Below are 23,226 nucleotides of genomic sequence, written 5' to 3'. Positions count from 1 at the left end.
CCTGCGCACCGGTGCGATCGCACGAACCGGCAAACAGACACCCTACCGGACGTCACTGCCGGCCCCATCCAGCGGCGTGAAGCGAAAGCGGGCCGCCGGGTCGCCCTCGGCCGCATCCGCCAGGCTCACCCGCACGCCCCAGGCGCCGCTGAAGTGGTCGGCCAGCAGCTCAGTGGCCAGCGGATTCTCCACGCTGCGCCGCAACAGGCGCCGCAGTGGCCGGGCGCCGTACTCCGGCTCATAGCCCTGGAGCGCCAGGCAGGCCACCACCCCGTCCTCCACCTGCAGCTGCAAGCGCTGCTCCGCCAGCAGGGTGGCCAGATCAGCCAGCTGCAGGCGCACGATGCGCTCCAGGTCGGTGGCAGCCAGCGGACGGAAGCGGATCACCTCATCGATGCGGTTGAGGAATTCGGGCCGGAACTGGGAGGCCAGCGCCCGCTCCACAGCCGCATCGAGGGCGGCATCCAGTGCCAGGACATCCGGCGGCGAGGCCTCAGGGGCACCAGCGGCGGCACCGGCACGGGCCCGCTCCAGGATGGCGCGGCTGGCCAGGTTGCTGGTCATCACCACCACGGTGTTGCGGAAGTCGACGGTGCGCCCCTGGGAATCGGTGAGCCGCCCGTCGTCGAGCACCTGCAGCAGCAGGTTGAACACCTCAGGGTGGGCCTTCTCCACTTCATCCAGCAACAACACGGCGTAGGGCCGGCGCCGCACCGCCTCGGTGAGCTGGCCGCCCTCCTCGTAGCCCACATAGCCGGGCGGAGCCCCCAGCAGGCGAGCCACGGCATTGCGCTCCATGAACTCACTCATATCGAGGCGCACCAGCGCCTCCTCCTCATCGAAGAGCGCTGCCGCCAGCGCCTTGGCCAGTTCCGTCTTGCCGACACCGGTGGGGCCGAGGAACAGGAAGGAGCCCACCGGCCGACGCGGATCCTGCATGCCGGCCCGGGCACGGCGGATCGCCGCCGCCACGGCCGCGACGGCCTCGGGCTGGCCGATCACCCGTTCCCCCAGCCGTGCTTCCAGCTCCAGCAGCTTCTGGCGTTCGCCGGCCAGCAGCCGCTGCATGGGGATGCCGGTCCAGCGGGCCACCACATCGGCGATGTCGCCCTCCTCCACCTGCTCCCGCAGCAGAGCCAGCCCGCCCTGCTGGGCGCTCTGCAGCTCGTCCTCGAGGGCGTTGCGCCGCTGCTGCACGCCGTGGAGCTGGTCGTACTGCAGACGGGCCGCCTCCTCCAGATCACCGTCGCGCTCGGCTTCGGCGATGGCGTGGCGCAGGTCTTCGTCCTGCTGGAGCAGCTCGCGCAGCTCGGCCAGCCGCTCCCGCTCCGCCTGCCAGCGGTGCTGCAGCTCCTGCAGCCGGGCCAGGGCGAGGCGACGCTCCTCCTGGCGCTGCAGTCGTTCGGCCAGCGGGGCGGCTTCGGCCGCAAGCAGGGCCAGCTCCACGCGGCGCAGCTCAGCCTCGGCCATCTCCACCACCTGGGGCTTGGAGGTGACCTCCATGCGCAGCTGAGCGGCGGCCTCGTCGATCAGGTCGATCGCCTTGTCCGGGAGGCAGCGATCGGCGATGTAGCGATCGGCGAGACGGGTGGCCGCCACCAGGGCGCCGTCGGTGATGGTGACGCCGTGGTGCAGCTCGTAGCGCTCCTTCAGGCCGCGCAGGATCTGCAGGCTCACTTCCAGGTTGGGCTCCCGGATCACCACCTGCTGGAAGCGGCGGTTGAGGGCCGGATCCTTCTCCACCGTGCGGCGGTAGTCCTCGGGAGTGGTGGCGCCGATGCAGCGCAGGTCGCCGCGGGCGAGGGCTGGTTTGAGGATGCTGCCGGCGTCGGCGCTGGAGCGGTCAGTGCTCACCACGGTGTGCAGCTCGTCGATGAACAGCACCACGCCCGCATCGGGGTCGCTCACTTCCGCCAGCACGCTGCGCAGCCGTTCCTCGAACTGCCCGCGGAACTTGGCGCCGGCAATCAGGGCACCGAGATCGAGGCCGATCAGGCGGATCCCCTTGAGCGAATCGGGCACTTCGCCGGCCACGATCCGCTGGGCCAGCAGCTCGGCGATGGCGGTCTTGCCAACGCCCGGCTCACCGATCAGCACCGGGTTGTTCTTGCCGCGGCGCGAGAGCACCTGGATCAGGCGGCGGATTTCGGTGTCGCGGCCGATCACCGGATCCAGCAGGCCGGCGCGGGCGGCGGCGGTGAGGTCGCGGCCGTACTGCTCGAGAGCAGAGGGCTCGACCTCCAGCCGCAGGCCATCGGAACCGCCGTCGGCCTCGGGAGCTGCACTGGGAGCCGGGCCGGTGGCCGGGACAGCCGCAGGGATCGCCCGGACGGAGCCAGAGCCCATGGGGCGCGTGGCCGGAGGAGCGGCGGGGGCAGCGGAGCGAGCGGCCGCAGGGGCAGCCTGAGCCCCAGTGCGGCTGGCGCCCTGGTAAGGGAAGGGCACCGGGGGGGCGGCGTCGATCCAGTCGTCAGCCTCTCCCTCCCCGTCGTCTTCCCGCTCTGCCTCAGCCGCTGCGGCGGGGGCAGACGCGGCATCAGCGACCGCCACGCCTGCGGATGGGACGGCCAGGCGGCGGGCTCCACTGCCAGCTTCAGGCCGCAAGAGGCGCCGCAGGCGTTCCTCGCTCAGGCCCTCAGCGGCCAGCAGGCTGCCGCCGATGCGGGGCTCATCCAGCAGGGCCAGCAGAAGATGGGGCACGTCGATCAGGCGGGAGCCCCAGCCGGCACGGCGTCGATCGGCCGCCTCCAGCAGATCCTCGAGGGCGTCGCCGACGAACAGCTCCTCCCCGGCGGCACCCGGCTGGTCGGCGCAGAAAGCCTCGATGCGATCGAGCAGGCGATCGGCATCCAGCGGCAGCGGATCGATCCAGGGGGCATAGCGCGGGTCCTGGAAGAGCACCTGCAGCAGGTGTTCCACATCCAGCTGGCTATGGCGCCAGCGGCGGGCCTGATCCTGGCCGGCCAGCAGCAGCTCCCAGGCCGCCTCGCTGAAGCGGTCGGGGTCGGCCGTGAGGCTGGCCGGCGGCGAGGCGGCGGCGGCGGCAGCGGTGTCGGGGTAACGCTCAGGCGGCTGCATCGGCCCCCGCAGCAGCGGGCCGCTGGATCAGCTCCACCTTGTAGCCGTCAGGGTCCTCCACGAAGGCGATCACGGTGCTGCCGTGCTGCATCGGCCCCGGCTCGCGCACAACGCGGCCCCCTTTGCCGGCGATGGCGGCGCAGGTGCCGTAAATGTCTTCGACACCGATGGCGATGTGGCCGTAGCCGGTGCCGATCTCGTAGCTGCTGGTGTCCCAGTTGTGGGTGAGCTCGAGCGCCGTGGTGTCGCTCTCGTCGCCGTAGCCCACGAAGGCCAGGGTGAAGCGGCCGGCGGGGTACTCACGCCGGCGCAGCAGTCGCATGCCCAGCACCTCGGTGTAGAAGGCGAGGGAGCGCTCCAGATCGCCCACCCGGAGCATGGTGTGCAGCAGACGCATCAACGGGGAGCGGGATCGCCCCATTCTGGCCGTGTGCCACCGCGCGGTGAACCTAGCCAGGAGCCAGTGCTGTGCCAACCAGCACGCCGCGGGGGGAGGGGGTGCCCCATAAGATCCGCACGCGTACCCGTTTGCCCCGAGGCCATCGTGATCGACACCCTCGACCTCGTGATCGACTCCATCGTTGCCCGTGAGGTGCTCGATTCCCGCGGCACCCCCACCGTGGAAGCGGAGGTGCGGCTCGAAGGCGGCGCCGAGGGCCACGCGATCGTGCCCAGCGGGGCCAGCACCGGTGCCCATGAAGCCCATGAACTGCGTGATGGCGGCAGCCGCTACTTCGGCAAGGGCGTGCTGCAGGCCGTCACCAACATCGAAGAGAAGATCGCACCGGCGCTCTGTGGGTTGAGCGCCCTGGAGCAGGTCACGGTGGATGGCGCCATGGCCGAACTCGATGGCAGTGACAACAAATCAGCCCTGGGGGCCAATGCGGTGCTGGCCGTGAGCCTGGCGGTGGCACGGGCGGCGGCCAACGGTGTGGGCCTGCCGCTCTACCGCTATCTGGGTGGCCCGATGGCCACGCTGCTGCCGGTGCCGCTGATGAACGTGATCAACGGCGGTGCCCACGCCGCCAACAACATGGATTTCCAGGAATTCATGCTGGTGCCGCACGGTGCCCCCAGCTTCCGCGAGGCGCTGCGCATGGGTGCTGAGGTGTTCCACACGCTCAAGGGCCTGCTGAGCGCCCAGGGGCTGTCCACGGCGGTGGGCGACGAAGGTGGCTTCGCGCCGGATCTGGAAAGCAACGACGCCGCCGGCGCCCTGCTGGTGCAGGCGATCGAGAAGGCCGGCTACAAGCCGGGTGAGCAGATTTCCCTGGCCCTGGATGTGGCCAGCACGGAGTTCTACAAGAACGGGCTCTATGCCTTCGGCGGCGGCAGCTACAGCGCCACCGAGATGGTGGATCAGCTCGAAAAACTGGTGAGCCGCTATCCGATCGTGTCGATCGAGGATGGCCTCGCCGAAGACGACTGGGAGGGCTGGGCCCTGCTCACCCAACGGCTGGGCGGGCGCGTGCAGCTGGTGGGCGACGACCTGTTCGTGACCAACACCACCCGCCTGCAGCGGGGCATTGAGCAGGGCATCGCCAATTCGATCCTGATCAAGGTGAACCAGATCGGTTCGCTCACCGAAACCCTGCAGGCGATCGACCTGGCGGGTCGGGCGGGTTACACCAGCGTGATCAGCCACCGCAGCGGCGAAACCGAAGACACCACCATCGCCGACCTGGCGGTGGCCACCCGTGCCGGCCAGATCAAGACCGGTTCACTCAGCCGCAGCGAGCGCGTGGCGAAATACAACCGCCTGCTGCGCATCGAAGACGAACTGGGCAGCCAGGCGATCTACGCCGGCGCTGAAGACCGGGGCCCGCGCGGCCGGGGCTGAGCGCGAACAGAGAGGGAGCTGCGTCTGAATCGTCTGGACGATCAAGCCGGATGTTCGGCCTCGCCCTGGCTGTGTCACGACTTCCGCTTCATCGGATTCGGCAGAACGGCTGGGAGCAACAGGGTCCACACATCGAGATTGCAATGCCTTGCCTAAGACACAAGACGTGAACACGATGGTCATGTTGAGTGTCAACGGGCCATGCACCAGGCGCAATTGACAACATCATGACTGGAAGCAAGAGCCTAACTACACACAGCGTTCCGACTCATGGTTACTCACTTGAAACCGGCCTTCTCCAAAGATGAACCCATCCACCAAGTGCGGCAAACACCACGTGCGGCAAACAGGCTCAACCCCAACTGGAACGTAGATCGACCCTTCGAACAGAGGAGCAGCGGCTCTGTCGCTGAGCCCCAAATCCTTCCGAACGATCAAGAAAGCAGGGTGCCGATTGAAGCATCTTCACCGATACCTGCATCACCGGCTGCGCCGTTCATCTACCCGCCTGCGCCGGGAAGTTTTTCCAGGCGTCCATCGCGACGCAGGCGGCCCTGCAGCTTCAGCCAACTGAGCGTGACCGGCAACGCCGCCACCAACGGCACCGCCACCAGGGCCGGCCTGGCGCTGGCGGCCAGCAAGGCCGCAGACACCGCCAGGCCTCCGAGCAAGAACGACTGACCTGCCGCCTGCTGGGCGGTGGCGAGGCGGCGCAAGATGCGGTCGGTTTCGCCGGCACGCATCTGCACCTGGAGATCTCCCTGCTCCAGACGCGAAAGGCTGTCTTCCAGGCGGCGGGGCAGACCCAGCGCGCGGCTGCTGAGCTCGCCGGCCTGGCGGCCCAGTTCGCCGAGGAAATCGTTGGGTCCAGTGCCGCCGGAGGTCATCAGGGGGAGGAGGTAAGGGCGGGCAATGGCCACCAGGCTAAAGGTGGGGTCGAGGCTGCGGCCGACCCCTTCGAAGGTGGAGAGGGCGCGCATCACGAAGATCAGCTCCGCCGGCAGGCGGAACGGCTGGCCATACACCAGGTCGTAGAGGTCGCCGGAGAGCTTCTCCAGCACATTGGCGGAGAAAGGCGGCGTCAGCGCCTCGGTGAGCATCACCCGCACCAGGCGCCGCACCGGGCCGGCGTCGATGCCGGCGGCGATGACGCCCGCCCCCTGCATCTCTTCCACGAGGGCGCCGGCGTCGCGGGCGGCAGCGGCCCGCACCATGCGGCCCAGCCGCCCGCGCAGGCGCGAGGAGAGCTGGCCCATCATGCCGAAGTCGTAATAGATGAGGGCGCCATCGCTGGCCACCGCCAGGTTGCCGGGATGGGGATCGGCGTGGAAAAAGCCAAAACGCACCAGCTGCTGGAGATAACTGGCCGCCCCCTTTTCCGCCACCGCCGCAGGATCGATGCCCGCCTCCACCAAGGCGGGGCGGTCGTTGATCTTGATGCCGGGGAGATAATCGAGGCAGAGCACCCGGCGGGTGCTCAGTTCCCAGATCACCGCCGGAATACGGATGCCGGGATCATCCAGAAACTGCTGGCGGAAGCGGGCGGCATGTTCAGCTTCTAGGCGAAAGTCGAGTTCCCGCAGTAACACGCGCCGGCATTCCTGAGCGATCGAGACCCAATCGCGACCCTGGCCCCAGCGGGGATGGCGCTGCAGCACCGCCGCCACCTGCTGCATCACCTCCAGATCGAGCCGGAACAGCCGCTCCAGCCCCGGCCGCTGGATCTTGAACACCACCTGGCGACCGCTGCGCAGGCTGGCGCGGTGCACCTGGGCCAGGCTGGCGGAGCCGAGCGGCAGCTCCGCCAGATCGATGATCTCGTTGCAGCGCTCGCCCAGTTCCTCCTCCAGCAGCCGCTGCACGGTGGCGAAGGGGAAAGCGGGCACCCTGTCTTGCAGGTGCGCCAACTCCTCCACCCAGCCGGCGGGCAGCACATCGGGGCGAGCCGAAAGCAGCTGGCCCAACTTGATGAAGGCCGATCCCAGGCTGAGCAGCTCGTTGGTGAGCCAGCGGGCACGCTGGCGCTGACGCACAGCCCGGTGCTCCGCGCTCGGCGGCCCCTTACCCCGGTACGACCAGGCCCGGCCATCCAGCCACAGCCCGGCCAACAACTGCAGCACGCCGCGCCAGATGCGCAACGAACGGGACAGGCCCCGCCACCCTTGCAGCAGGCGCCCCATCAGGGCCGGTCCTCAAGGCGGCGCGACAGGCGCGCCACCTGGGCCCGCAGGGCATCGATCTGCTCCTGGGGCGTGCCCCAGGCGGCAGTGGCCACCGACTGCGCGTCCATGGCGCCGGAAGCAGCGCCTGATGCCGACGCCGACCCAGCCGCCGGATCGGTTTCCAGCCGCTCCGCCTCCGCCTCCACCTCTTCCAGGAAGAGGCTCCATTCCTGGCGCAGCCGCTCGGGCGCCTCCTGGGCAAGCACAGCCAGGGCTGCGGCGGTTTCCACCAGGCTGCTGCCAAGCCGGGCACCCAACCTGTTGATGGCGGCCTGAACGATGGATTGGGGCGCGCTCATGCGGGGGCCGTTGGTTGGCGAAACTGTGGCAGATCAGGGCGTTGTGCCGTTGGGATCCGCCGCCGCCGGCGGCTCAGTGGGCGTGATCACCGAATCGGAAGGAGGTGGCGGCTCGGCCGGCAACAGCGGCGCTTCCGGCACCGGCTCCTCGCGGGTGCTGGCCTTCGGGTCGGCGGGCGCCGGGGTGGCCCGGGCCGCAGCCTCGCGCTTCTCCTGTTCCTCGCGGCGGCGCTGCTCCTGCTCCAGCAGGCCCAGGTCTTCGACCCCCTCGCTGGGGGTGCCGAAGCGCATGCGCAGGCTCTCCAGGCTGGTGCCAGGGGTGGGCCTCACTTCAAAGCTCTCACCGAGGCGGGCCGTGCCATCGGGACGGAGATCGAGCAGGCGCCCGGTGAGGCCGTAGCCGAGCCCGAAGGCAACTCCCGCCACCAGCGCCAGCGTCCAGCCGGGAATAGGGGGCTGGGCCGGCGGGCGGGCGCCGGGAGTTCGTGCGCCGGAGCGGCCGGCGGAATCGGCGTCGGCGCCCCTGGCGGGACGCTTTGACCTGCGACGCGCACCGGCCTGGGTCATTGGTCACGGTTGGAAGGCCCCCATCCTGCCCGTGCCTGTGCGGAGCCGCCACGGCTGGCCGGCAGGTGACCGTTTGGGTGCCAGACCGTGGGCTGGGCGGATCGCTGAGCACAGCGGCGGAATCTTGGCGATGTCCTGTGGCTCACATCTCCCTCGACGCTAGGGTTTTGCTGCTCTTGCAGACCATTCAAGGTGACCTATTGCATCGGTTACTGGCTGGAGAAAGGGTTGGTTTTTGCTTCTGATTCCCGCACGAATGCCGGAGTTGATTATATTTCCAGCTATAGCAAGATGGTTGTGTTTCAGCCGGCCTCCGATCGGCTGTTCGTGCTGCTGGCCGCCGGCAATCTCGCCACCACTCAGGCGGTGGTGAACCACATCCAGCGCGACCTTGACCAGGAGATCGCTAGCCAAGCCAGCACTGGTGAGGACCTGCGTTCCTGCCACTACCTGTTCGAAGCGGCCAACTACATCGGCGCGGTGAGCGTGGCGGTGCAGGAGAAGCACCGGGCCGCTCTGCAGCAGGCGGGCACCAGTGCCGAGGCCACCTTCATCCTGGGCGGGCAGATCGGCACCGAACCCCACGGCCTGTTCATGGTGTACCCCCAGGGGAATGCGGTGATGGCCACGCCGCAGACCCCCTATCTCCAGATCGGTGAATCGAAGTACGGCAAGCCGCCGCTCGACAATGTGGGCTCCACCAATCTGTCGCTGGAGGATGCCGCCCGGCTCTGCCTGATCTCGGAAGTACTCACCCACCGCTCCAACCTCACCGTTGGCCCGCCGTTTGAGCTGGCGATCGTGCCCCGCAACAAGCACTCGGTGGCCCATCGCGTCACCTTCGAGGCGGAGGCGCCGGAACTGGCCGCCATGATCGACACCTGGAGCAGCGCCCAGCGGGAAGCCCTGCACCGGCTGCCCAGCTTCGTCTGGGAGCAGAACCTGGACGCGGCCTGACGCGCCGGTCGCCACCGCCCCACCACCAGCCGTTCACCCATGCACACCGTTTCCGAGTGGATCTCCACCGGCCACCTGCCCTCCGCCGAGGTGGTGGAGGCACTGGTGCTGGAGGCGCATCAGCGCTTTGCGCCGGTGCGAGAGGGCAAGGTGGCCGATTACATCCCCGCCCTGGCCGCCGCCGATGCCGAGCAGTTCGGCATCTGCGTGGCCGGCTGCGGCGGGCAGCTGATCGAAGCGGGCGATTCCCGCGCCTCCTTCAGCATCCAGAGCATCTCGAAGCCGTTTCAGTTCGCGCTCATCTGCCAGGCGATCGGTGAAGACGAAGCCCGCGAAAAACTGGGGGTGAACAGCACCGGGCTGCCCTTCAATTCGGTGCTGGCGGTGGAGCGGAGCAGCGAAGGGCTCTCCAATCCGATGGTGAATGCCGGCGCCATCGCCGCCACCAGCCTGGCGCCAGGCACCACGCCCGAGGAGAAGTGGGCCTTCATCGAGGCCGGCTTCTCCCGCTTCGCCGGCCGGCCACTGGAGGTGGATGAAGAGGTGTACAGCTCCGAGCTGGCCACCAACCGCCGCAATACCGGCATCGCCAGCCTGCTGAGCGCTCAGCAGCGCCTCTGGTGGGATCCGGAAGAGGCCACCGATCTCTACACCCGTCAATGCTCGCTGCGGGTCACCAGTGCCGACCTGGCCGTGATGGCGGCCACGCTGGCCAACGGCGGGCGCCAGCCGATCACAGGGGAGCAGGTGATCGATGCCATCCATTGCCAGCACGTGCTGGCGGTGATGGTCACCGCCGGGCTCTACGAAACCTCCGGCGACTGGCTCTACGCCACCGGCCTGCCCGGCAAGAGCGGCGTGGCCGGCGGCATGATCACGGTGGCACCGGGCAAGGGTGGCCTGGCCACCTACGCGCCACCGCTCGATGAGGCGGGCAACAGCGTGCGCGGCCAGCTCACGGCCCGTTTTCTCTCGGAAGCCCTGGGCCTGAACCTGTTCGCCTCCAGGGCAGAGAGCCACCAATGATCAGCACCACGAATCTCGTGCGGTATCTCCTGCTGGTGGCCTGCGTTGGCGTCACGGTGCTGATCTTCGACTACTTCTCAGGCACGATTGCGGTGTTCACCGCTGCCGCCATCGTGGCGGCGCTGCTCAACATCCCGGTGACCTGGCTGAGCCGCTATCTGCCACGGGGATGGGCGATTGCCATCGTTTCTCTCAGCGCCCTGCTCCTCCTGATCGGTTTCGTCACCGGCATTGGCCTGCAGGTGCTGAACCAGGGCCAGGGCCTGGTGCTGGATCTGCAGAGCAGGATGAAGCAGCAGGATCTCACGCCTCTGCACGGCTACCTCGAAGCCTATGGATTCGACAGAATCACCTCCCTGCTGCAGGAGGGATTGCTGACGGGGCTGGGGTTGCTGCAGACCGTGTTCTCCGGTGTGTTCACCGGGATTTTCGGTGCGGTGATCAGCCTCTACATGTTGATCGATGGGGAGAAGCTCTGGAAAGGGTTTCTGCGGCTGATTCCGGAAGCCCACCGGGATCGTTTTGCCCACACCTTTCTGCAGAGCGTGCTGGGGTTCATCCGTGGTCAGCTGCTGCTGATGGTGTTTCTGACCGTCTCGACGGCTGTGGTTTTTCCCCTGCTGGGTGTGAAGTACAGCCTGATCCTGGCGGTGATCGTGGGGGTTCTGGATGTGATCCCCGGCATCGGGGCCACCCTCGGCATCGTGCTGGTCTCGGTGATGGTCTTTGCCTCCCAGGGAGGAGAGATCGGCCTGCGGGCCTTGATCGCTTCGCTGCTGCTCGGCCAGATTCAGGACAACATCGTGCGCCCCAGGGTGATGGGCAGGGCGATGGAGCTCAATCCGGTGCTGCTCTTTCTCTCGCTCTTCATCGGTCAGCGGGTCGCTGGTCTGCTGGGGGTGTTTCTAGCCATCCCGATCGCGGGCATGATTGCCCTCTGGCTCCATACGGAACGCCAGCAGCAGGAGGCCATCGCTCTCACACCCGCAGGCGATGAGTAGGGGCGGAGACGAGTAAGGGTGGAGCCTCTGCACTGAAGCTCCGCGCTGAACGTCTGCACTGAGCCTCTTCGCTGAAGAGTCTTGCCGCAGGCTCTGTCACGAGCAGCGAGCACCACGATCTAGGCGTTCCCCTGTGCAGGTGGCCCTCGCTCCTGGTTCCCCTCGGTTCACGGGTTCCTCGCTTCAGGTGCCGGGATCTGAGCATCTCCAGCAGACTGCCATGCTGCTGCCTGGATGCGAGCTCTCCCATGGTTTCGATGCGCCTGATCCCACCGATCCTGCTCACCGCCTTGATGGTGGCCGCCGCCAGCACCACCAGCGCCGAGGCCCGCTGCCGCTTTCTGATGCCGCTCGGCGGCAGCGGCGAGCCGGTGGTGTCCAAGCGGATCGGCCCCGACCGGCTGCTGGGCCGCACCAACTGGAACACCGATTTCATCGTGGACCAGCCCTTCCGTAGCTATCAGTTCTTCTTCACGTCGGCCTCGACCGAACGGGCCACCTTCCCGGTGGCCGCCTTCATGCGCTTCACCGATGGCACCAGCCTGCAGGTGGTGAATGAAACCCCCACCTTTGAACCGGGTACCGGCCGGAAGTTCGGCCCGTTTCAGGCGGTGCCGGGCAAGCGCACCAACCTGATGAACTTCCGGGTGGGCTCCAGCACCAGGCCCGCAGCCGTGGGTTTCAGTTACCGGATCTCCGTGCAGGGATGCGACTGAGGCGACGGCCGGCCTGAGCCACTCCTGCCCTGATCCCCACCCGCCATGCAATTCGAGAGCTTCGCCACGTTCAACATCGCCATCGTGGTGCTGGCGGTCGGCCGCTGGTTGAACCGGAAGGTGGCCTTTCTGAGGGAGTTCAACATTCCCGAGCCTGTGACCAGTGGCCTGCTGGTGTGTGTGCTGCTGGCGGTGGTTCATGCGATTTCCGGGCTGGAGATCGGTTTCAACCTGCTCACCCGTGATTTTCTGCTGCTCTATTTCTTTGCGGCGATCGGCCTCAACGCTGACATCCGCACCCTGCTCTCCGGCGGACGACCCCTGCTGATCCTGATCGCCACCACGGTGGTGTTCATGCTGCTGCAGAACCTCACCGGCATCGGCGTAGCCACAGTGCTGGGCCTGAATCCCCTGGTGGGGGTGCTGGGCGGCTCGGTATCGCTGCTGGGCGGCCACGGCACCGCCATCGCCTGGGCTCCCCGCTTCGCGGAAACGCACGGCATCAGCAATGCGTTGGAAATCGGCGTGGCCTGCGCCACCTTCGGCCTGGTGCTCGCCTCGCTGATGGGCGGGCCGATCGCCCGGCTGCTGATCCAGCGCAACAAGCTCCAGCCCACTCCCTGCGTGGTGGAAGACGCCGCCGCCGAGAGCAACGCGCTCGAACGGGTCACCTACTTCACGCTGCTGCGGACCCTCTTCTGGCTCAACATGAGCCTGGGCCTGGGTGAACTGCTCTTCGAGGGATTGCAGGCCGTGGGCAGCAATCTGCCCCTGTTCGTGTGCTGCCTGTTCGCGGCGATCTTTCTCACCAACACCGTGCCGCGGTTGGTGAAGGTGCGCGAGCTGGCGCCGGCACGATCCCTGGCCATCGTGTCCGACATCGCCCTGGGCATCTTCCTGACAATGTCGCTGATGAGCCTGCAGCTGTGGACCATCGCCTCGCTGGCGGGCCCGATCATCGCCATCCTCACCGCCCAGTTCGTGGTGTCGTTCCTGTTCGCGCTGTTCGTGGTGTTCCGTGTGATGGGCCGCGATTACGAAGCGGCCGTGATCTGCGCCGGTTTCGGCGGCATTTCACTTGGGGCCACACCCACGGCGATGGCGAACATGTCGGCGGTGGCGCAGAAGTATGGGGCCGCACGGCGGGCGTTCATCGTGGTGCCGCTGGTATCGGGCTTCTTCGTGGACATCAGCAATGCGGTGATCATCCAGCGCTTCCTGAATGTGTTCGGCTGATCCAGTGGGCACAGTGCTTGCAGGGGGGTGACGGCGCTCAGCCGGCCACCGCAGCAGGCAGGGTGCCCATGAAGCGCTGCAGCTGACGCGTTTCGAGTTCGAGCACGCGCTTGGCGAAGTCCTGATCGCGATCGAGCAGGGCATCGAAGCCATCCACTGGCACCGCCAGCAGGCGCGTGCCCTCCTGCGCCGCCGTGATCGTGTTCTCAGTGGCGCTGTGGGTGAGCACCTCGAGCTCATCGAGCATCTGGCCCGGCCGGAAGCGCTCCTGCCGGGTGCCTGGGCCATCAGCGCTGGGGTCGCCATCGCGGTAGTGCACCAGGGCTTCGCCTTCGATCAGCAACAGCAGTTCGCGGCAGGTGTCGCCGGTTTCGGTGATCAGGGCGCCGGCGCTGTAACGGCGCAGCTCAGAGACCTCCGCCAGGGCGTTGATGGTGTCGAGGTGGAGGCCGCGGAACGCCTCGCAGGTGGCCAGCACCACCCGCTTTTCGAGCTCAGGGCAGGCCTCGAGGCTGGACGGCGTATCGCCCTGGGCCAGCAGGCGCTCGGCCGTGTTTGCCAGCAGCGGGGCGGACGCGCCACCGCGCAGCGCCGCTGCCTGGGCCTGGCCCTTCGGGCCGTCCAGCCGGGCGATCAGGAACAGGGCGGAGGCCTGGATCAGCGGGTTGCGGTCCTGCAGCAGGGTGTCGAGGTGGTGCAGGGTGACCGGCAGGGGAACCACCAGCGAGCAGCTGGCGCCTGTGCCCGGCTGGGTGAGTGCCGCCAGCACCTCCGCCGGCAGGCGCTGCTGCCACGGCTCCTGCTCCAGCAGCTCCAGCAGCACCAATGGCGAGAGCTTCTGCAGATCTGCCACCAGGGCGGGCACGGCAGGATCCTGCTGCAGGGTGGCCAGGGCCCACAGGATCGCCCGCAGGCTCAGCTGTTCCCGGTGGCGGATGTGCCCGCTGAGCAGGGCGCGCACCACCGGCGCCTCCGGCAGCGACGGCTGCTGCAGGGCGCGGAAGGCCTCGATCAGTTCCGGCAGGCGCTGCAGCAGCACCTCAGCCTTCTGGGCGGCGCTGGCCTGCGGCGACAGCCCGCCCAGAATCTCCTCCTCCTCCGCGGCGGTGATGCCGTAGCGGCGACGCAGCGAGCGGATCGCCTTGGTGTCGCCCTGCTCCTGCGCACGGCTCTGCAGCCGCATCAGTCGATCGAGCGACTTGCGGTAGCCGCTGAGCCGCACCTGATCCTCCAGGCTGCGGCGGTTGGCGGGATCGAGCAGGGTGGGATCCTCCACCCCCAGCTCTTCGAGCAGCTGCTCGTGCTCCTCATCGGAGATGCCGAGCTCGCGGCGCATCTGCTGCAGCACCTCCAGGCTGGTGGCCACACTCACGTAGCCCTCCTCAAGCGCCTCACGCACCACGCCCTTGTAGGCCTCGTGGCGTTTCTCGCTGCTGAAGCCCGGCAGCACCTTGGCCAGCACATACACCTCGTGGGCGTTGAGGTCGCCGAGGGTGCGGCCATCGAGGAAGCGGCCCACATCGAGCTGGAGGCGCTCCAGTTGCTTGCGGAAGCGGCTGGCCAGGTTCTCGCGGCTGTAGATCTCGGGGTTGCGGCGCCAGGCCTTGTACACCCACAGCGTGCTGAAGGCCACCAGGGCGCCGTCGAAGAGGTATTGCACCCAGGGCGGCAGCAGCCGCAGCAGCGGCCGACCCGCAAACAGAAAAAAGAAGTTGAACACCAGAAAGGTGGCCACCACAAAGATGCGGTGGCGGAGCTGCTCCGGCGACAGTGGCATGGCACCGCTGCGGGCGGCAAGGCGCCGTTCGCGGGAGCGCGCACCGGCTTCGATCCAGCGCCCCACCACCACCCCCAGCCAGGTGAACAGCCCCAGCACCAGGGGCACCGCCACCAGGCGGGGGATGGGGATGGCCTGGCCGAACAGGAACAGCCCGGGGCTGAGCAGGGTGGCGAGCTGGTCGCTCTGGCGGACCCAGATCCCGGAGAAGTAGTACTCCCAGTTGCCGGCGTACAGGTAGTAATAGAGGAAGTAGCCCAGCACCAGCCCCACATAGCCATAACGCTCGAAGGCGAAGGCCGGTGTGGTGATCCGCGCCCAGTACATGCGCTCGGCGTCGATGTCGATGCAGGGTTGCTGGCAGGCCACACAGGCGCTCTGCTCGCTGCCATCGGGCAGCGTGGTGCGGCACATCGACTGGGTGATCGGCTGCTCGCTCAGGTGCGCCTTGCTGCCCAGCAGCCCGGAGGGGGCGGAGAACACGCTCTGCACCGGCGCCATCGGGCAGAAGTACTGGCACCAGGCCTTGCCGCCGTACAGCCAACCCACCAGCATCGCCACTGCGATCGTGCCCAGCAGCCAGGCGGCCAGCACCAGGCGATCCGCATTGAAGAAAAGGATGCGGCCGCAGAGGCCCGCGAACAGCCAGCCGAACTGCACGCTCGAGTAGTGGCGGGCCAGCCAGGAATCGGCGGGCACCTTGGCCAGCTGGGGGCGCCGCTCGCCGGTGCGGGGATTGAGCTTGGCGATCTGGCGCTGCAGGCCCAGGGCGCGAGGGATCTGGGAGAGGAAGGAGAGCGGGCAGATGCGTCGCCACAGCTCATGGCCGAACACCAGCAGGATGAAGATTCCCGAGGGCACCACCGCCCCCCAGAAGAGGGTGGTGCCGAGCGGATAAGGCTGCTCGCCCAGGCAGCGGTCCTGCACCGGCACACAGGCCTCACTCAGACGCAACGGGCTCCAGGGGTGGCCCGGATCGGTGAGCGCGGCGCTCCAGGGGTCGAAGAACAGCGAGGCGATGATCAACAGCCAGCCGGTGGTGAGAATCCAGCGGATGACATGCATCCGGGATTCACGCAGCTGAATCGCCATCGGGCCAGGAATCGGTGCGCTGACCTTAGCGATCTAATGCCGGCAAGATTCGCGCAAACCGCTAGTGCCAGCGGGATTCAGGTGGTGTAGTCGGCGTTGATGCGCACGTATTGATCCGAAAGGTCGCAGCCCCAGGCCAGGCCGTGGCCGGGGCCGTCGCCCACCACCAGCCGGATGGCCACGGTGTCGTCATCGAGATAGGCGCCGGCGGCGCGATCGGCCATGTAGCGGGAGGCGGCCGGGCGATCGAAGGGCAGGGGCTGGCCAGCGGCCATCAGTTGGTGCGCCCCCAGCCAGAGCGCCACGGACTCGGGATCGAAGGGCACGTCGGCGCGGCCCGCCGCCGCCACGATGCGGCCCCAGTTCGGATCGCGGCCGTGAATGGCGCACTTCACCAGCGAGGAGCCGCAGATGGTGCGGGCGATGGCGCGGGCGCCGGCCTCGCTGGCGGCCCCTTCCACCTGCACCTCGATCAGGCAGCTGGCGCCTTCGCCGTCGCGGGCGATCGCCCGGGCCAGGTGCTGCGACACCGCCGTGAGGCCGGCCTCCAGCGCCTCGTAGTGCTCGGGGCTCAGGGGTTCACCGGCGGCAAAGGCCAGGTACGTGTCGTTGGTGCTGGTGTCGCCATCCACCGTGATCGCGTTGAAGGAGCGGTCGACCGCCCGCTGCACCATGCCCCGCCACAGCTCGGCCGGCACGCCGGCATCGCAGCTGAGATAGCCCAGCATGGTGGCCATGGCGGGGTGGATCATCCCCGAGCCTTTGGCCATGCCGCCGAGGCGCACGCGCCGCCCGCCCAGGTTGGCCTCCAGGGCGATCTGCTTGTCGACCAGATCGGTGGTGAGGATCGCCGTGGCGGCGGCGGCGCCCCCCTCGGGGCTGAGGGCCGCCACCAGCGGATCGAGGCCCGCGATCAATGGGTCCATCGGGATCGGCACGCCGATCACCCCGGTGGAGCAGATCAGCACCTGCTCCGGCGCCAGCTCCAGCCGGGCGGCGAGGGCGGCGGTGGCGGTGAGGCTGTCGGCCAGGCCGCGCGCGCCGGTGCAGGCGTTGGCCTGGCCTGAATTGGTGAGCACGGCGCGGGCCCGGCCGCCGCTGGCCGCCAGCCGCTGCTCACAGAGATCCACGCAGGCAGCGCGCACCCGGTTGGTGGTGAAGCTGCCGGCGCACACCGCCCCTGCCGGTGCCAGCAACAGGGAGAGATCGGGCTTGCCGGAGGCCTTCAGCCCGGCCGTGCTGCCGGCCGCCAGGAACCCGCTGGGGGCGGTGAGACCGCCGGGCACGGGCTGCCAGGGGGCGGGGATGCGGGTCATGGGGCGCCTGTTGGAGCTGTTGCCATCTTCGGGGGCGGCAGGCGGCCAGCCGGGGGCGCGGGGCCTGGTCAAACCACTTGAGCACATGAAGAAAAGCATGCAGCCACACCCTGGCCGGCATGAACTGGCATGAACTTGAGTGGTCTTTGGCGCTAGCTTGCTCCTCAGCCATAGTCATTTATTTCGACAAAAAGCCGGTGACCTGAGATTGCTTTCAGGTGGCGATTGAACGAAACCGAAAACTGTTGACACCTGATTGTGGCTGGCTTTAGAGTGATTCCGTCGAAACTGCACTCAAGCGCGATGTGCCGGGTGCTTTCCGGAGAGAAAATGCCGTCGATCAAGGATTGTCCGATCGAGCAGTTCAATACTGAGCTCATCACTGCGCATTTCACGATCGAAACAGTCAATGAATCTGATGGCACGAATGCGTAAGGATGGGCTGGCTGGTTTACAGCCTCGCTGGAACGATGGCTATCCGCCAACAGGATGCCGGTGGGTTCACCGTTCAACTCTTCAAGCACATGCTGCGTCAGCTGACTGCTCGAGTTCCCCGAAGCGAGCCGTTGAGGGCCGGCGTGAGACCAGCGCTCCACAGTCACCCTGCGACTTGAGGCGAGCCTGATGGCCACACACCAACGCCGCATCGGCCTCACCGGCGGCATCGCCACGGGCAAGAGCACCGTGGCCCAGTTGCTGCAGGCCCGCTTCGCAGTGCCGGTGCTTGATGCTGACCTCTTCGCCAGGGAGGCGCTCGCTCCCGGAACCGCCGGCAGCCAAGCCGTGGTGGCACGCTTCGGCACCCAGGTGCTGGTGCCGCGGCAGGGCGAAGACGGCGGTGCCGAAGGTGCTGAAGGTGCCGCAGCAGATCCCGCTGAGACGCTCGATCGGCGGGCTCTCGGTCGGCTGGTGTTCAGCGATCCAGTGGAGCGCCGTTGGCTGGAAGGATTGGTGCACCCGCTGGTGCGCCAGCGCTTTACCCAGGAGCTGGAGGGCCTTGCAGAGGAACCGGCCGTGGTGCTGATGATCCCTCTCCTGTTCGAGGCCGGCCTGGAGTCGCTTTGCTCGGAAATCTGGTTGGTGGACTGTGAACCAGCCGAACAACGGGCACGTCTGCTGGCGCGCGATGGCACCACGGCTGCCGACGCCGACGCCAGGATCGCTGCCCAGTGGCCGCTGGAGCGCAAGCGCTCGCTTGCCGATGTGCTGATCGACAACCGCCAAGGCGCCGAAAGCCTGGCGAGCCAGCTGGGTCGGGCGCTCGGGCTGGAGGCGACGGGCGAAAGGCGCTAAGCCCTTGCTCGCCTGTGAAAACTGGCTGGAGCCGCAGCAGGCTGGAAGCGCTTAACGCCGGGTGGTGACGGAGGAGGCCGGCACGCGAGACGGCACGAGGTCATGCGAACGCGGGCGGGAAAAAACGCCCATGACGCTTCGGCACCGCCGTGCACTCGCAGGACGGCACTGGAGCGCGCCTAGCGCGAAGGCAAAGGCAAAGGCCAGCCCGGACACGCCAATCCGGATGCCGTTCTGTACCAGCTCGATGATCCCCTTCTGATCGGGGCCACGCAATTTCTGGTCCATCACCGCCTGGGTGCGGTCAAGATTGCGCAGGGTCTGGGTGCGTAGGGCCGCGATCGGCTGATCCAGCTGCTGATCGTTGATGGCCGGGCCCCGCAGCACCCGCATCTCTCGCTGCAGCTCCTGGGGCGTGGTGGCCTCACCGACGGCGCTGCGCAGGGCCACGAACGTGGCTTCGGTGCTAGCCCTGCGTTGGGCGAGCTGATCAGCATCTGCGGTGAACAGTGTCCACAGAGCGGTGGCCTGCAGCGGGACCAGCAGGACGAAGCCCAAGGCCGCCACTAGGGCCCGCTGCCGCGCCGTGGCCAATCGCACCGTGTAGCGGGAGCGCTCCGGATCGAGATGGGCCGCCCCATGCAGCAGCAGAAAGCCCACCAGAGCCAGGGGAGCGGCCTGGATCACACCGCCGACCACTCGCAGCTGCCAGGTGGGATTGGTGGGATCGAGCGGCAGGAACAGCGTGAGGGCGCTGATCGCGAACACCACAAATAGACACGAAGCGGCGCCATCCAGAACGGCGCTGACGGCAACCGGCTGCCCCGTTGGGCGGGAAAACGGGGCGGGGAGGCCGGGGCGAGCGGTGGTCACGTGGGGTTCGCTGCGGAGATTCGTGAAAGGGCCGGCGGGTGCTGCACCCCTGAGGGCGGAAGCGCCGTGGAGTCGACGGCCGGCCTTCAGGTGTGAACTGAGAGACCCACTCTCATGGATCTTTCAGGACATGGGCCGCCTGAGGAGGGCTGCAGTCGGGCAATGGCCGGAAGAGTGGGCCAATCGCCAGGAAACATACATGGTTTTCTCAGATTTTACAAACCCTTTCATCATGCGTTGCTTCAGGCCGGACCATGGCGAGCCAGCCAGAGGGGAGGCGCGCTGTGATGCAGCGTGGTGGCGGGGGAGGCCCTCCTACCGGAGGTGGGACGCCACGGCACCTGACCGGCGACTCCATCAGCCACCCGCGCTCAGCACGCCTGAAGGAACAGCCGACGCAACTGGCTGTGCGGCTAGAAGAGCCGTTGGACCCCAACGCCAGAGGCTCAGCAGGACAGCAGGCCCAACGAGGCTTCAGGCTCGGACCTCAGCCGTTCAGCTTGGCGATCAGGATGATGAGCTTTGGGCCATCGTGGTTGAGTTCGTCAGCAGCATCAAGTTCCTGGGCAACCCGCAGGCGGTCGGCATCACGTTGCGCTAAGGCACGCTGAGCGATGGTCTGGAGGGCGAGGCGGGCGTTCATTACAGCAGTCCGCTCAGCGTGTAGCCGCCGAGAGATCCGTAGTCATCGAAGCCGGTGCTATTGACGCCGGTGAAGCTGCCCTCCCCCACACCATCCACGCGGACAAAATACGTACCAGCCGATAGGTTTAGATCAGTAAAAGCTGCGCCTTTGCTGTTGGTTGGCGATGACGTGAACGCCACGGTGCCGTTGCTGCTGAGAATGTCCATCTGTAAGTTGAGGCCGCTTACGTCGTCGGTCGCGCCGAAGGCAATCTGCGTTTGAGGGGAAGAAGCGACAGCACCAGCGGGATCAACCCGAAGACTGAGCGGCCCGCCGTTCCATTGGAACCTAAAAATGTCCACGTCATTTCTGGTGCCGATGGTGCCAGATACAAACCGACCGTCACCCACACTGCGAGTGGGCAATGCGCCGGTGATCGTGTCCGCGAAATCGTCAGGCCTTGCGCCGAGTCGGGCCGTCAGGGCTGCCACTTCATCGACAGAGTTTGAAGCGGCGCGACCGTTCCTGAAATAGCTGCCCTGGCTCCACTGCGGAAACACATTCACGCCGACTGGGGCTTTCCCCATGTATGGAACCCAGCGATTACCAGCCGCCGTTAGGTGCCCGTCGTAATACTCCTCGGCTGCTTGCGTGCTGGAAGCCAGCAGGCCTTTGTGCCGAAAGTCAAGCGTGTGGCCGATTTCGTGAACAGCGAAATAACCCACTGTGCTAACAGTCAGCGGCAGGTTTGTGCTCCGTGGGTTTGTGTTCCACTGAACGGCGGCGATAGGGTTGCTGATTGCGCTTCTGAATGAGTTTGACCGGGCAATTCCAGGCACGCCAAAAAGGCCAAGGCCGTTTCTGGTCATGGTTCCCCCAACCAGCAGCCTCCCGGCATAGGGTCCGGCGCCGGGGAATGGATTGGGGTCCGTCGTGAACCTGACGTTGAACGGAGCGTAAGCGCTGTCGAGGGCCTCAAGCACCTGGCGACGCTGATCCAGCGTGTAGTTGCTGTTTGTTGTCTGATAGCGAGACACAGTTGTGGTTTCAGTCGGCCCGGTTACGTAGCCGTCAAAATCGACGTGAACCCAAGGGATGCCTGCGGTAATGCTGTTGCCTGATGGGCGAGCAGTGGTCAGCGTGTCGGGGTTGGTGATCCAGTTACTGAAATGCTGATCGTGGCTGGCACGAATGTCGGAAGCTGCAGGCATGACTAATCAGATGATGCTTTTCGTGAAAGGGCCGGCGGGTGCTGCACGCCTGAGGGCGGAAACGCCGTGGAGTCGACGGCTGGCCTTCAGGCGTGAACTGAGAGACCCGCTCTCATGGATTTTTCAGGACATGGGCCGCCTGAGGAGGGCTGCCGTCGGGCAATGGCCGGAAGACTGTGCCAATCGACACCAAACATACATGGTGCTCTCAGGTTTTGCAAACCTTTTTCTCAGGCTTTGCTTCAGGCCGGGCCACGGCGAGCCAGCAAGAGGGGAGGCGAGCTGTGATGCAGCGTCGTGGCGGGGGGCCTCCTACCGGAGGTGGCACGCCACGGCACCTGACCGGCGACTCCATGAGTCACCAGCGCTCAGCACAGCTGAAGGAACAGCCGACGCGACTGGCTGTGCGGCGAGAAGAGCCGTTGGGCCCCAACTCCAGAGGCTCAGCAGGACAACAGCAGGCCCAGCGAGGCTCAAGGCTCAGCGCCAAGCAGCCCCAGCGACCCAGCAGACTCTTCCCCTCTGGCGGTGGACCCAGGGAGTGTCCAGGCCCGAAACACTCAGCGAGTGTTCAGGCTCGGACCTCAGCCGTTCAGCTTGGCGATCAGGATCTGGTTGGCGAGCTTGGGGTCGGCCTTGCCGCCGGTGCGCTTCATCAGCTGCCCCACAAAGAAGCCCTGCAGTTTGTTCTTGCCGCCACGGAAGGCAGCCACTTCCTCGGGATGGGCCGCCAGCAGCTCCTCCACGATCGCCGTGATCGCCGCCGGGTCACTGATCATGCCGAGGCCCCGTTCGGCCACGATCGCCTTGGTGGAGCCGCCCTTCTCCAGCAGCTCCGGCAACAGTTCCTTGGCAATCTTGCCGCTGATCACCCCGGATTCGATCAGCTGAACCATCTCAGCCAGCTGCTCCGGCTTGAGCGGCAGCTCTGCCAGCGAGAGGCGATTGGCATTCACATAGGCGGCGATGTCACCGGTGACCCAGTTGGCCACGCCTTTGGGATCGGCGCCGGCCGCCACCGCCGCTTCGAAGTATTCGGCCATCCCCCGCTCTTCGGTCAGCACGCGGGCGTCGTAGATCGACAGCCCCAGCTGCTCGGCGTAGCGGTGACGCTTGGCGGCCGGCAGCTCGGGCAGTTCGGCCCGCCAGGCCTCGCGCCGCGCCGGAGTGACCTCGATCGGGCCGAGATCGGGCTCGGGGAAGTAGCGGTAGTCGCTGCTGCCCTCCTTGCTGCGCATGCTCTTGGTGAGCTGCTTGCTCTCATCCCACAGCCGCGTTTCCTGGTGGATCGGCTCACCAGCCTCGATCGCCTTGATCTGGCGCGCGATCTCGTAATCGCAGGCTTTCTGGATGGCGGAGAAGGAGTTCATGTTCTTGATCTCCACCTTCACGCCGAACGGTTCATCGGGCCCGCGGCGCACGGAGATGTTGACGTCGCAGCGCAGCGAACCTTCCTGCATGTTGCCGTCGCTGACGCCTAGATAGCGCATGATCCGGCGGATCTCGGAGGCGTACTCCGCCGCCTCCCGGCCGGTGCGCAGATCGGGCTTGCTGACGATCTCGGCCAGCGCCACACCGGCGCGGTTGTAATCCACCAAGGAGTGGGTGCTGCCCGCCAGACGGTCGCTGCCGGCGTGCACGAGCTTGCCGGCGTCTTCCTCCATGTGGAGCCGTTCGATGCCGATCGTCTTCAGGTAGGTGTCCTTGCCCTTCTCTGCCACTTCCACCTCGATCCAGCCGTTTTCGGCGATCGGCTGATCGAACTGGGAGATCTGGTAGTTCTTCGGCAGATCGGGATAGAAATACTGCTTGCGGTCGAACTTGCTGTGCTCGGCCACCTGCAGATTGAGCGCCAGGGACGCCTTCACCGCATACTCCAGCACTTTCTCATTGAGCACCGGCAGCGTACCCGGCAGGCCCAGCACCACCGGGTCGATGTGGGTGTTGGGGTCGTCGCCGAAGCTGGTGGAGGCGGCCGTGAAGATCTTGCTGGCGGTGCCGAGCTGCACGTGGGTTTCCAGGCCGATCACGGCCTCCCAGGGTCCGGTTGCTTCAGCGTGTGCCGTCCCATCAGCCACCATGAGCCCATCGCCTGCC

19 protein-coding genes are annotated in these 23,226 nt (G+C 67.0%); 7 read left to right on the top strand and 12 right to left on the bottom strand.

From position 1 onward, the window contains the following. Positions 1 to 42: 42 nt before the first annotated feature. Positions 43 to 3,078 carry an ATP-dependent Clp protease ATP-binding subunit gene (locus ACWJI3_RS06715; RefSeq protein ID WP_480203272.1) on the bottom strand — a complete coding sequence of 1,012 codons (3,036 nt, stop codon included), beginning with the start codon at positions 3,076 to 3,078 and terminating at the stop codon, positions 43 to 45. After that, complete coding sequence (gene gloA, locus ACWJI3_RS06710) at positions 3,065 to 3,475, bottom strand: lactoylglutathione lyase (RefSeq protein ID WP_094512063.1); 411 nt, start codon at positions 3,473 to 3,475, stop codon at positions 3,065 to 3,067. Before gloA ends, ACWJI3_RS06715 begins: the two co-directional genes overlap by 14 nt. Positions 3,476 to 3,622: 147 nt before the next feature. Here gloA and eno point away from each other — a divergent pair, with 147 nt between their 5' ends. Next, positions 3,623 to 4,918 (top strand): phosphopyruvate hydratase, encoded by a 1,296-nt coding sequence (gene eno, locus ACWJI3_RS06705; RefSeq protein WP_094512066.1) that lies wholly within the window; start codon positions 3,623 to 3,625, stop codon positions 4,916 to 4,918. A 500-nt stretch (positions 4,919 to 5,418) separates the two neighbouring features. Here the strand turns inward: eno and ACWJI3_RS06700 are convergent, their stop codons facing one another. The 3 genes from ACWJI3_RS06700 to ACWJI3_RS06690 are packed head-to-tail and all read right to left on the bottom strand — an operon-like array spanning position 5,419 to position 8,006. Next, positions 5,419 to 7,098, bottom strand: coding sequence for an ABC1 kinase family protein (locus ACWJI3_RS06700; RefSeq protein ID WP_255141338.1), 1,680 nt, complete (start codon positions 7,096 to 7,098; stop codon positions 5,419 to 5,421). Beyond that, the gene (locus ACWJI3_RS06695) at positions 7,098 to 7,439 is read right to left on the bottom strand and encodes a hypothetical protein (RefSeq protein WP_094512073.1); all 342 of its coding nucleotides are present in this window, start codon (positions 7,437 to 7,439) and stop codon (positions 7,098 to 7,100) included. The genes ACWJI3_RS06700 and ACWJI3_RS06695 overlap by 1 nt, the downstream gene beginning before the upstream one ends. Before the next feature lie 33 nt (positions 7,440 to 7,472). Next, positions 7,473 to 8,006 carry a hypothetical protein gene (locus tag ACWJI3_RS06690; RefSeq protein ID WP_480203271.1) on the bottom strand — a complete coding sequence of 178 codons (534 nt, stop codon included), beginning with the start codon at positions 8,004 to 8,006 and terminating at the stop codon, positions 7,473 to 7,475. Between the two features lie 291 nt (positions 8,007 to 8,297). On the opposite strand from ACWJI3_RS06690, the gene ACWJI3_RS06685 reads away from it, so the two are divergent. The 5 genes from ACWJI3_RS06685 to gltS all read left to right on the top strand — a co-directional run bounded on the left by ACWJI3_RS06685 (position 8,298) and on the right by gltS (position 12,942). Continuing rightward, complete coding sequence (locus ACWJI3_RS06685; RefSeq protein ID WP_255100186.1) at positions 8,298 to 8,963, top strand: proteasome-type protease; 666 nt, start codon at positions 8,298 to 8,300, stop codon at positions 8,961 to 8,963. A 39-nt stretch (positions 8,964 to 9,002) separates the two neighbouring features. Continuing rightward, the gene (glsA, locus tag ACWJI3_RS06680) at positions 9,003 to 9,989 is read left to right on the top strand and encodes a glutaminase A (RefSeq protein WP_255100187.1); all 987 of its coding nucleotides are present in this window, start codon (positions 9,003 to 9,005) and stop codon (positions 9,987 to 9,989) included. Then, complete coding sequence (locus ACWJI3_RS06675; protein ID WP_255100188.1) at positions 9,986 to 10,990, top strand: AI-2E family transporter; 1,005 nt, start codon at positions 9,986 to 9,988, stop codon at positions 10,988 to 10,990. The genes glsA and ACWJI3_RS06675 overlap by 4 nt, the downstream gene beginning before the upstream one ends. Before the next feature lie 257 nt (positions 10,991 to 11,247). Continuing rightward, entirely contained in the window at positions 11,248 to 11,706 is a 459-nt protein-coding gene (locus tag ACWJI3_RS06670) for a hypothetical protein (protein ID WP_255100689.1), read from the top strand. A gap of 45 nt (positions 11,707 to 11,751) precedes the next feature. Then, on the top strand, positions 11,752 to 12,942 hold the full coding sequence (gene gltS, locus ACWJI3_RS06665) for a sodium/glutamate symporter (RefSeq protein ID WP_094512090.1): 1,191 nt from the start codon (positions 11,752 to 11,754) through the stop codon (positions 12,940 to 12,942). A 37-nt stretch (positions 12,943 to 12,979) separates the two neighbouring features. Here gltS and ACWJI3_RS06660 read toward each other — a convergent pair whose 3' ends face one another. The 3 genes from ACWJI3_RS06660 to ACWJI3_RS06650 form a co-directional block, all read right to left on the bottom strand. Continuing rightward, on the bottom strand, positions 12,980 to 15,811 hold the full coding sequence (locus ACWJI3_RS06660; protein WP_480203270.1) for a cyclic nucleotide-binding domain-containing protein: 2,832 nt from the start codon (positions 15,809 to 15,811) through the stop codon (positions 12,980 to 12,982). A gap of 77 nt (positions 15,812 to 15,888) precedes the next feature. Then, a complete protein-coding gene (gene argJ, locus ACWJI3_RS06655) occupies positions 15,889 to 17,127 on the bottom strand; it encodes a bifunctional glutamate N-acetyltransferase/amino-acid acetyltransferase ArgJ (RefSeq protein ID WP_480203269.1) in 1,239 nt (412 codons plus the stop codon). A gap of 164 nt (positions 17,128 to 17,291) precedes the next feature. Further along, positions 17,292 to 17,651: a hypothetical protein gene (locus ACWJI3_RS06650; RefSeq protein ID WP_480203268.1), complete on the bottom strand. Its 360-nt coding sequence runs from the start codon at positions 17,649 to 17,651 to the stop codon at positions 17,292 to 17,294. Between the two features lie 100 nt (positions 17,652 to 17,751). Between ACWJI3_RS06650 and coaE the strand changes: the two genes are divergently transcribed. Next, positions 17,752 to 18,420, top strand: coding sequence for a dephospho-CoA kinase (gene coaE / locus ACWJI3_RS06645; RefSeq protein WP_480203267.1), 669 nt, complete (start codon positions 17,752 to 17,754; stop codon positions 18,418 to 18,420). 51 nt (positions 18,421 to 18,471) lie between these two features. Here the strand turns inward: coaE and ACWJI3_RS06640 are convergent, their stop codons facing one another. From ACWJI3_RS06640 to gatB, 4 genes are all read right to left on the bottom strand, one after another. Continuing rightward, entirely contained in the window at positions 18,472 to 19,293 is an 822-nt protein-coding gene (locus ACWJI3_RS06640) for an HpsJ family protein (RefSeq protein ID WP_480203266.1), read from the bottom strand. Positions 19,294 to 19,780: 487 nt separating this feature from the next. Then, positions 19,781 to 19,936, bottom strand: coding sequence for a hypothetical protein (locus ACWJI3_RS06635; RefSeq protein ID WP_158217452.1), 156 nt, complete (start codon positions 19,934 to 19,936; stop codon positions 19,781 to 19,783). Beyond that, positions 19,936 to 21,129 (bottom strand): hypothetical protein, encoded by a 1,194-nt coding sequence (locus ACWJI3_RS06630; protein WP_480203265.1) that lies wholly within the window; start codon positions 21,127 to 21,129, stop codon positions 19,936 to 19,938. Before ACWJI3_RS06630 ends, ACWJI3_RS06635 begins: the two co-directional genes overlap by 1 nt. Positions 21,130 to 21,713: 584 nt before the next feature. After that, positions 21,714 to 23,210: an Asp-tRNA(Asn)/Glu-tRNA(Gln) amidotransferase subunit GatB gene (gene gatB / locus ACWJI3_RS06625; protein WP_094512113.1), complete on the bottom strand. Its 1,497-nt coding sequence runs from the start codon at positions 23,208 to 23,210 to the stop codon at positions 21,714 to 21,716. Positions 23,211 to 23,226 lie beyond the last annotated feature (16 nt).

The sequence above is a fragment of the Marcopretia estuarina LEGE 06307 genome, from assembly GCF_056633115.1.
Note: the sequence above shows the minus strand (reverse complement) of the source record. Positions and strands in the feature narration are given on the sequence as shown.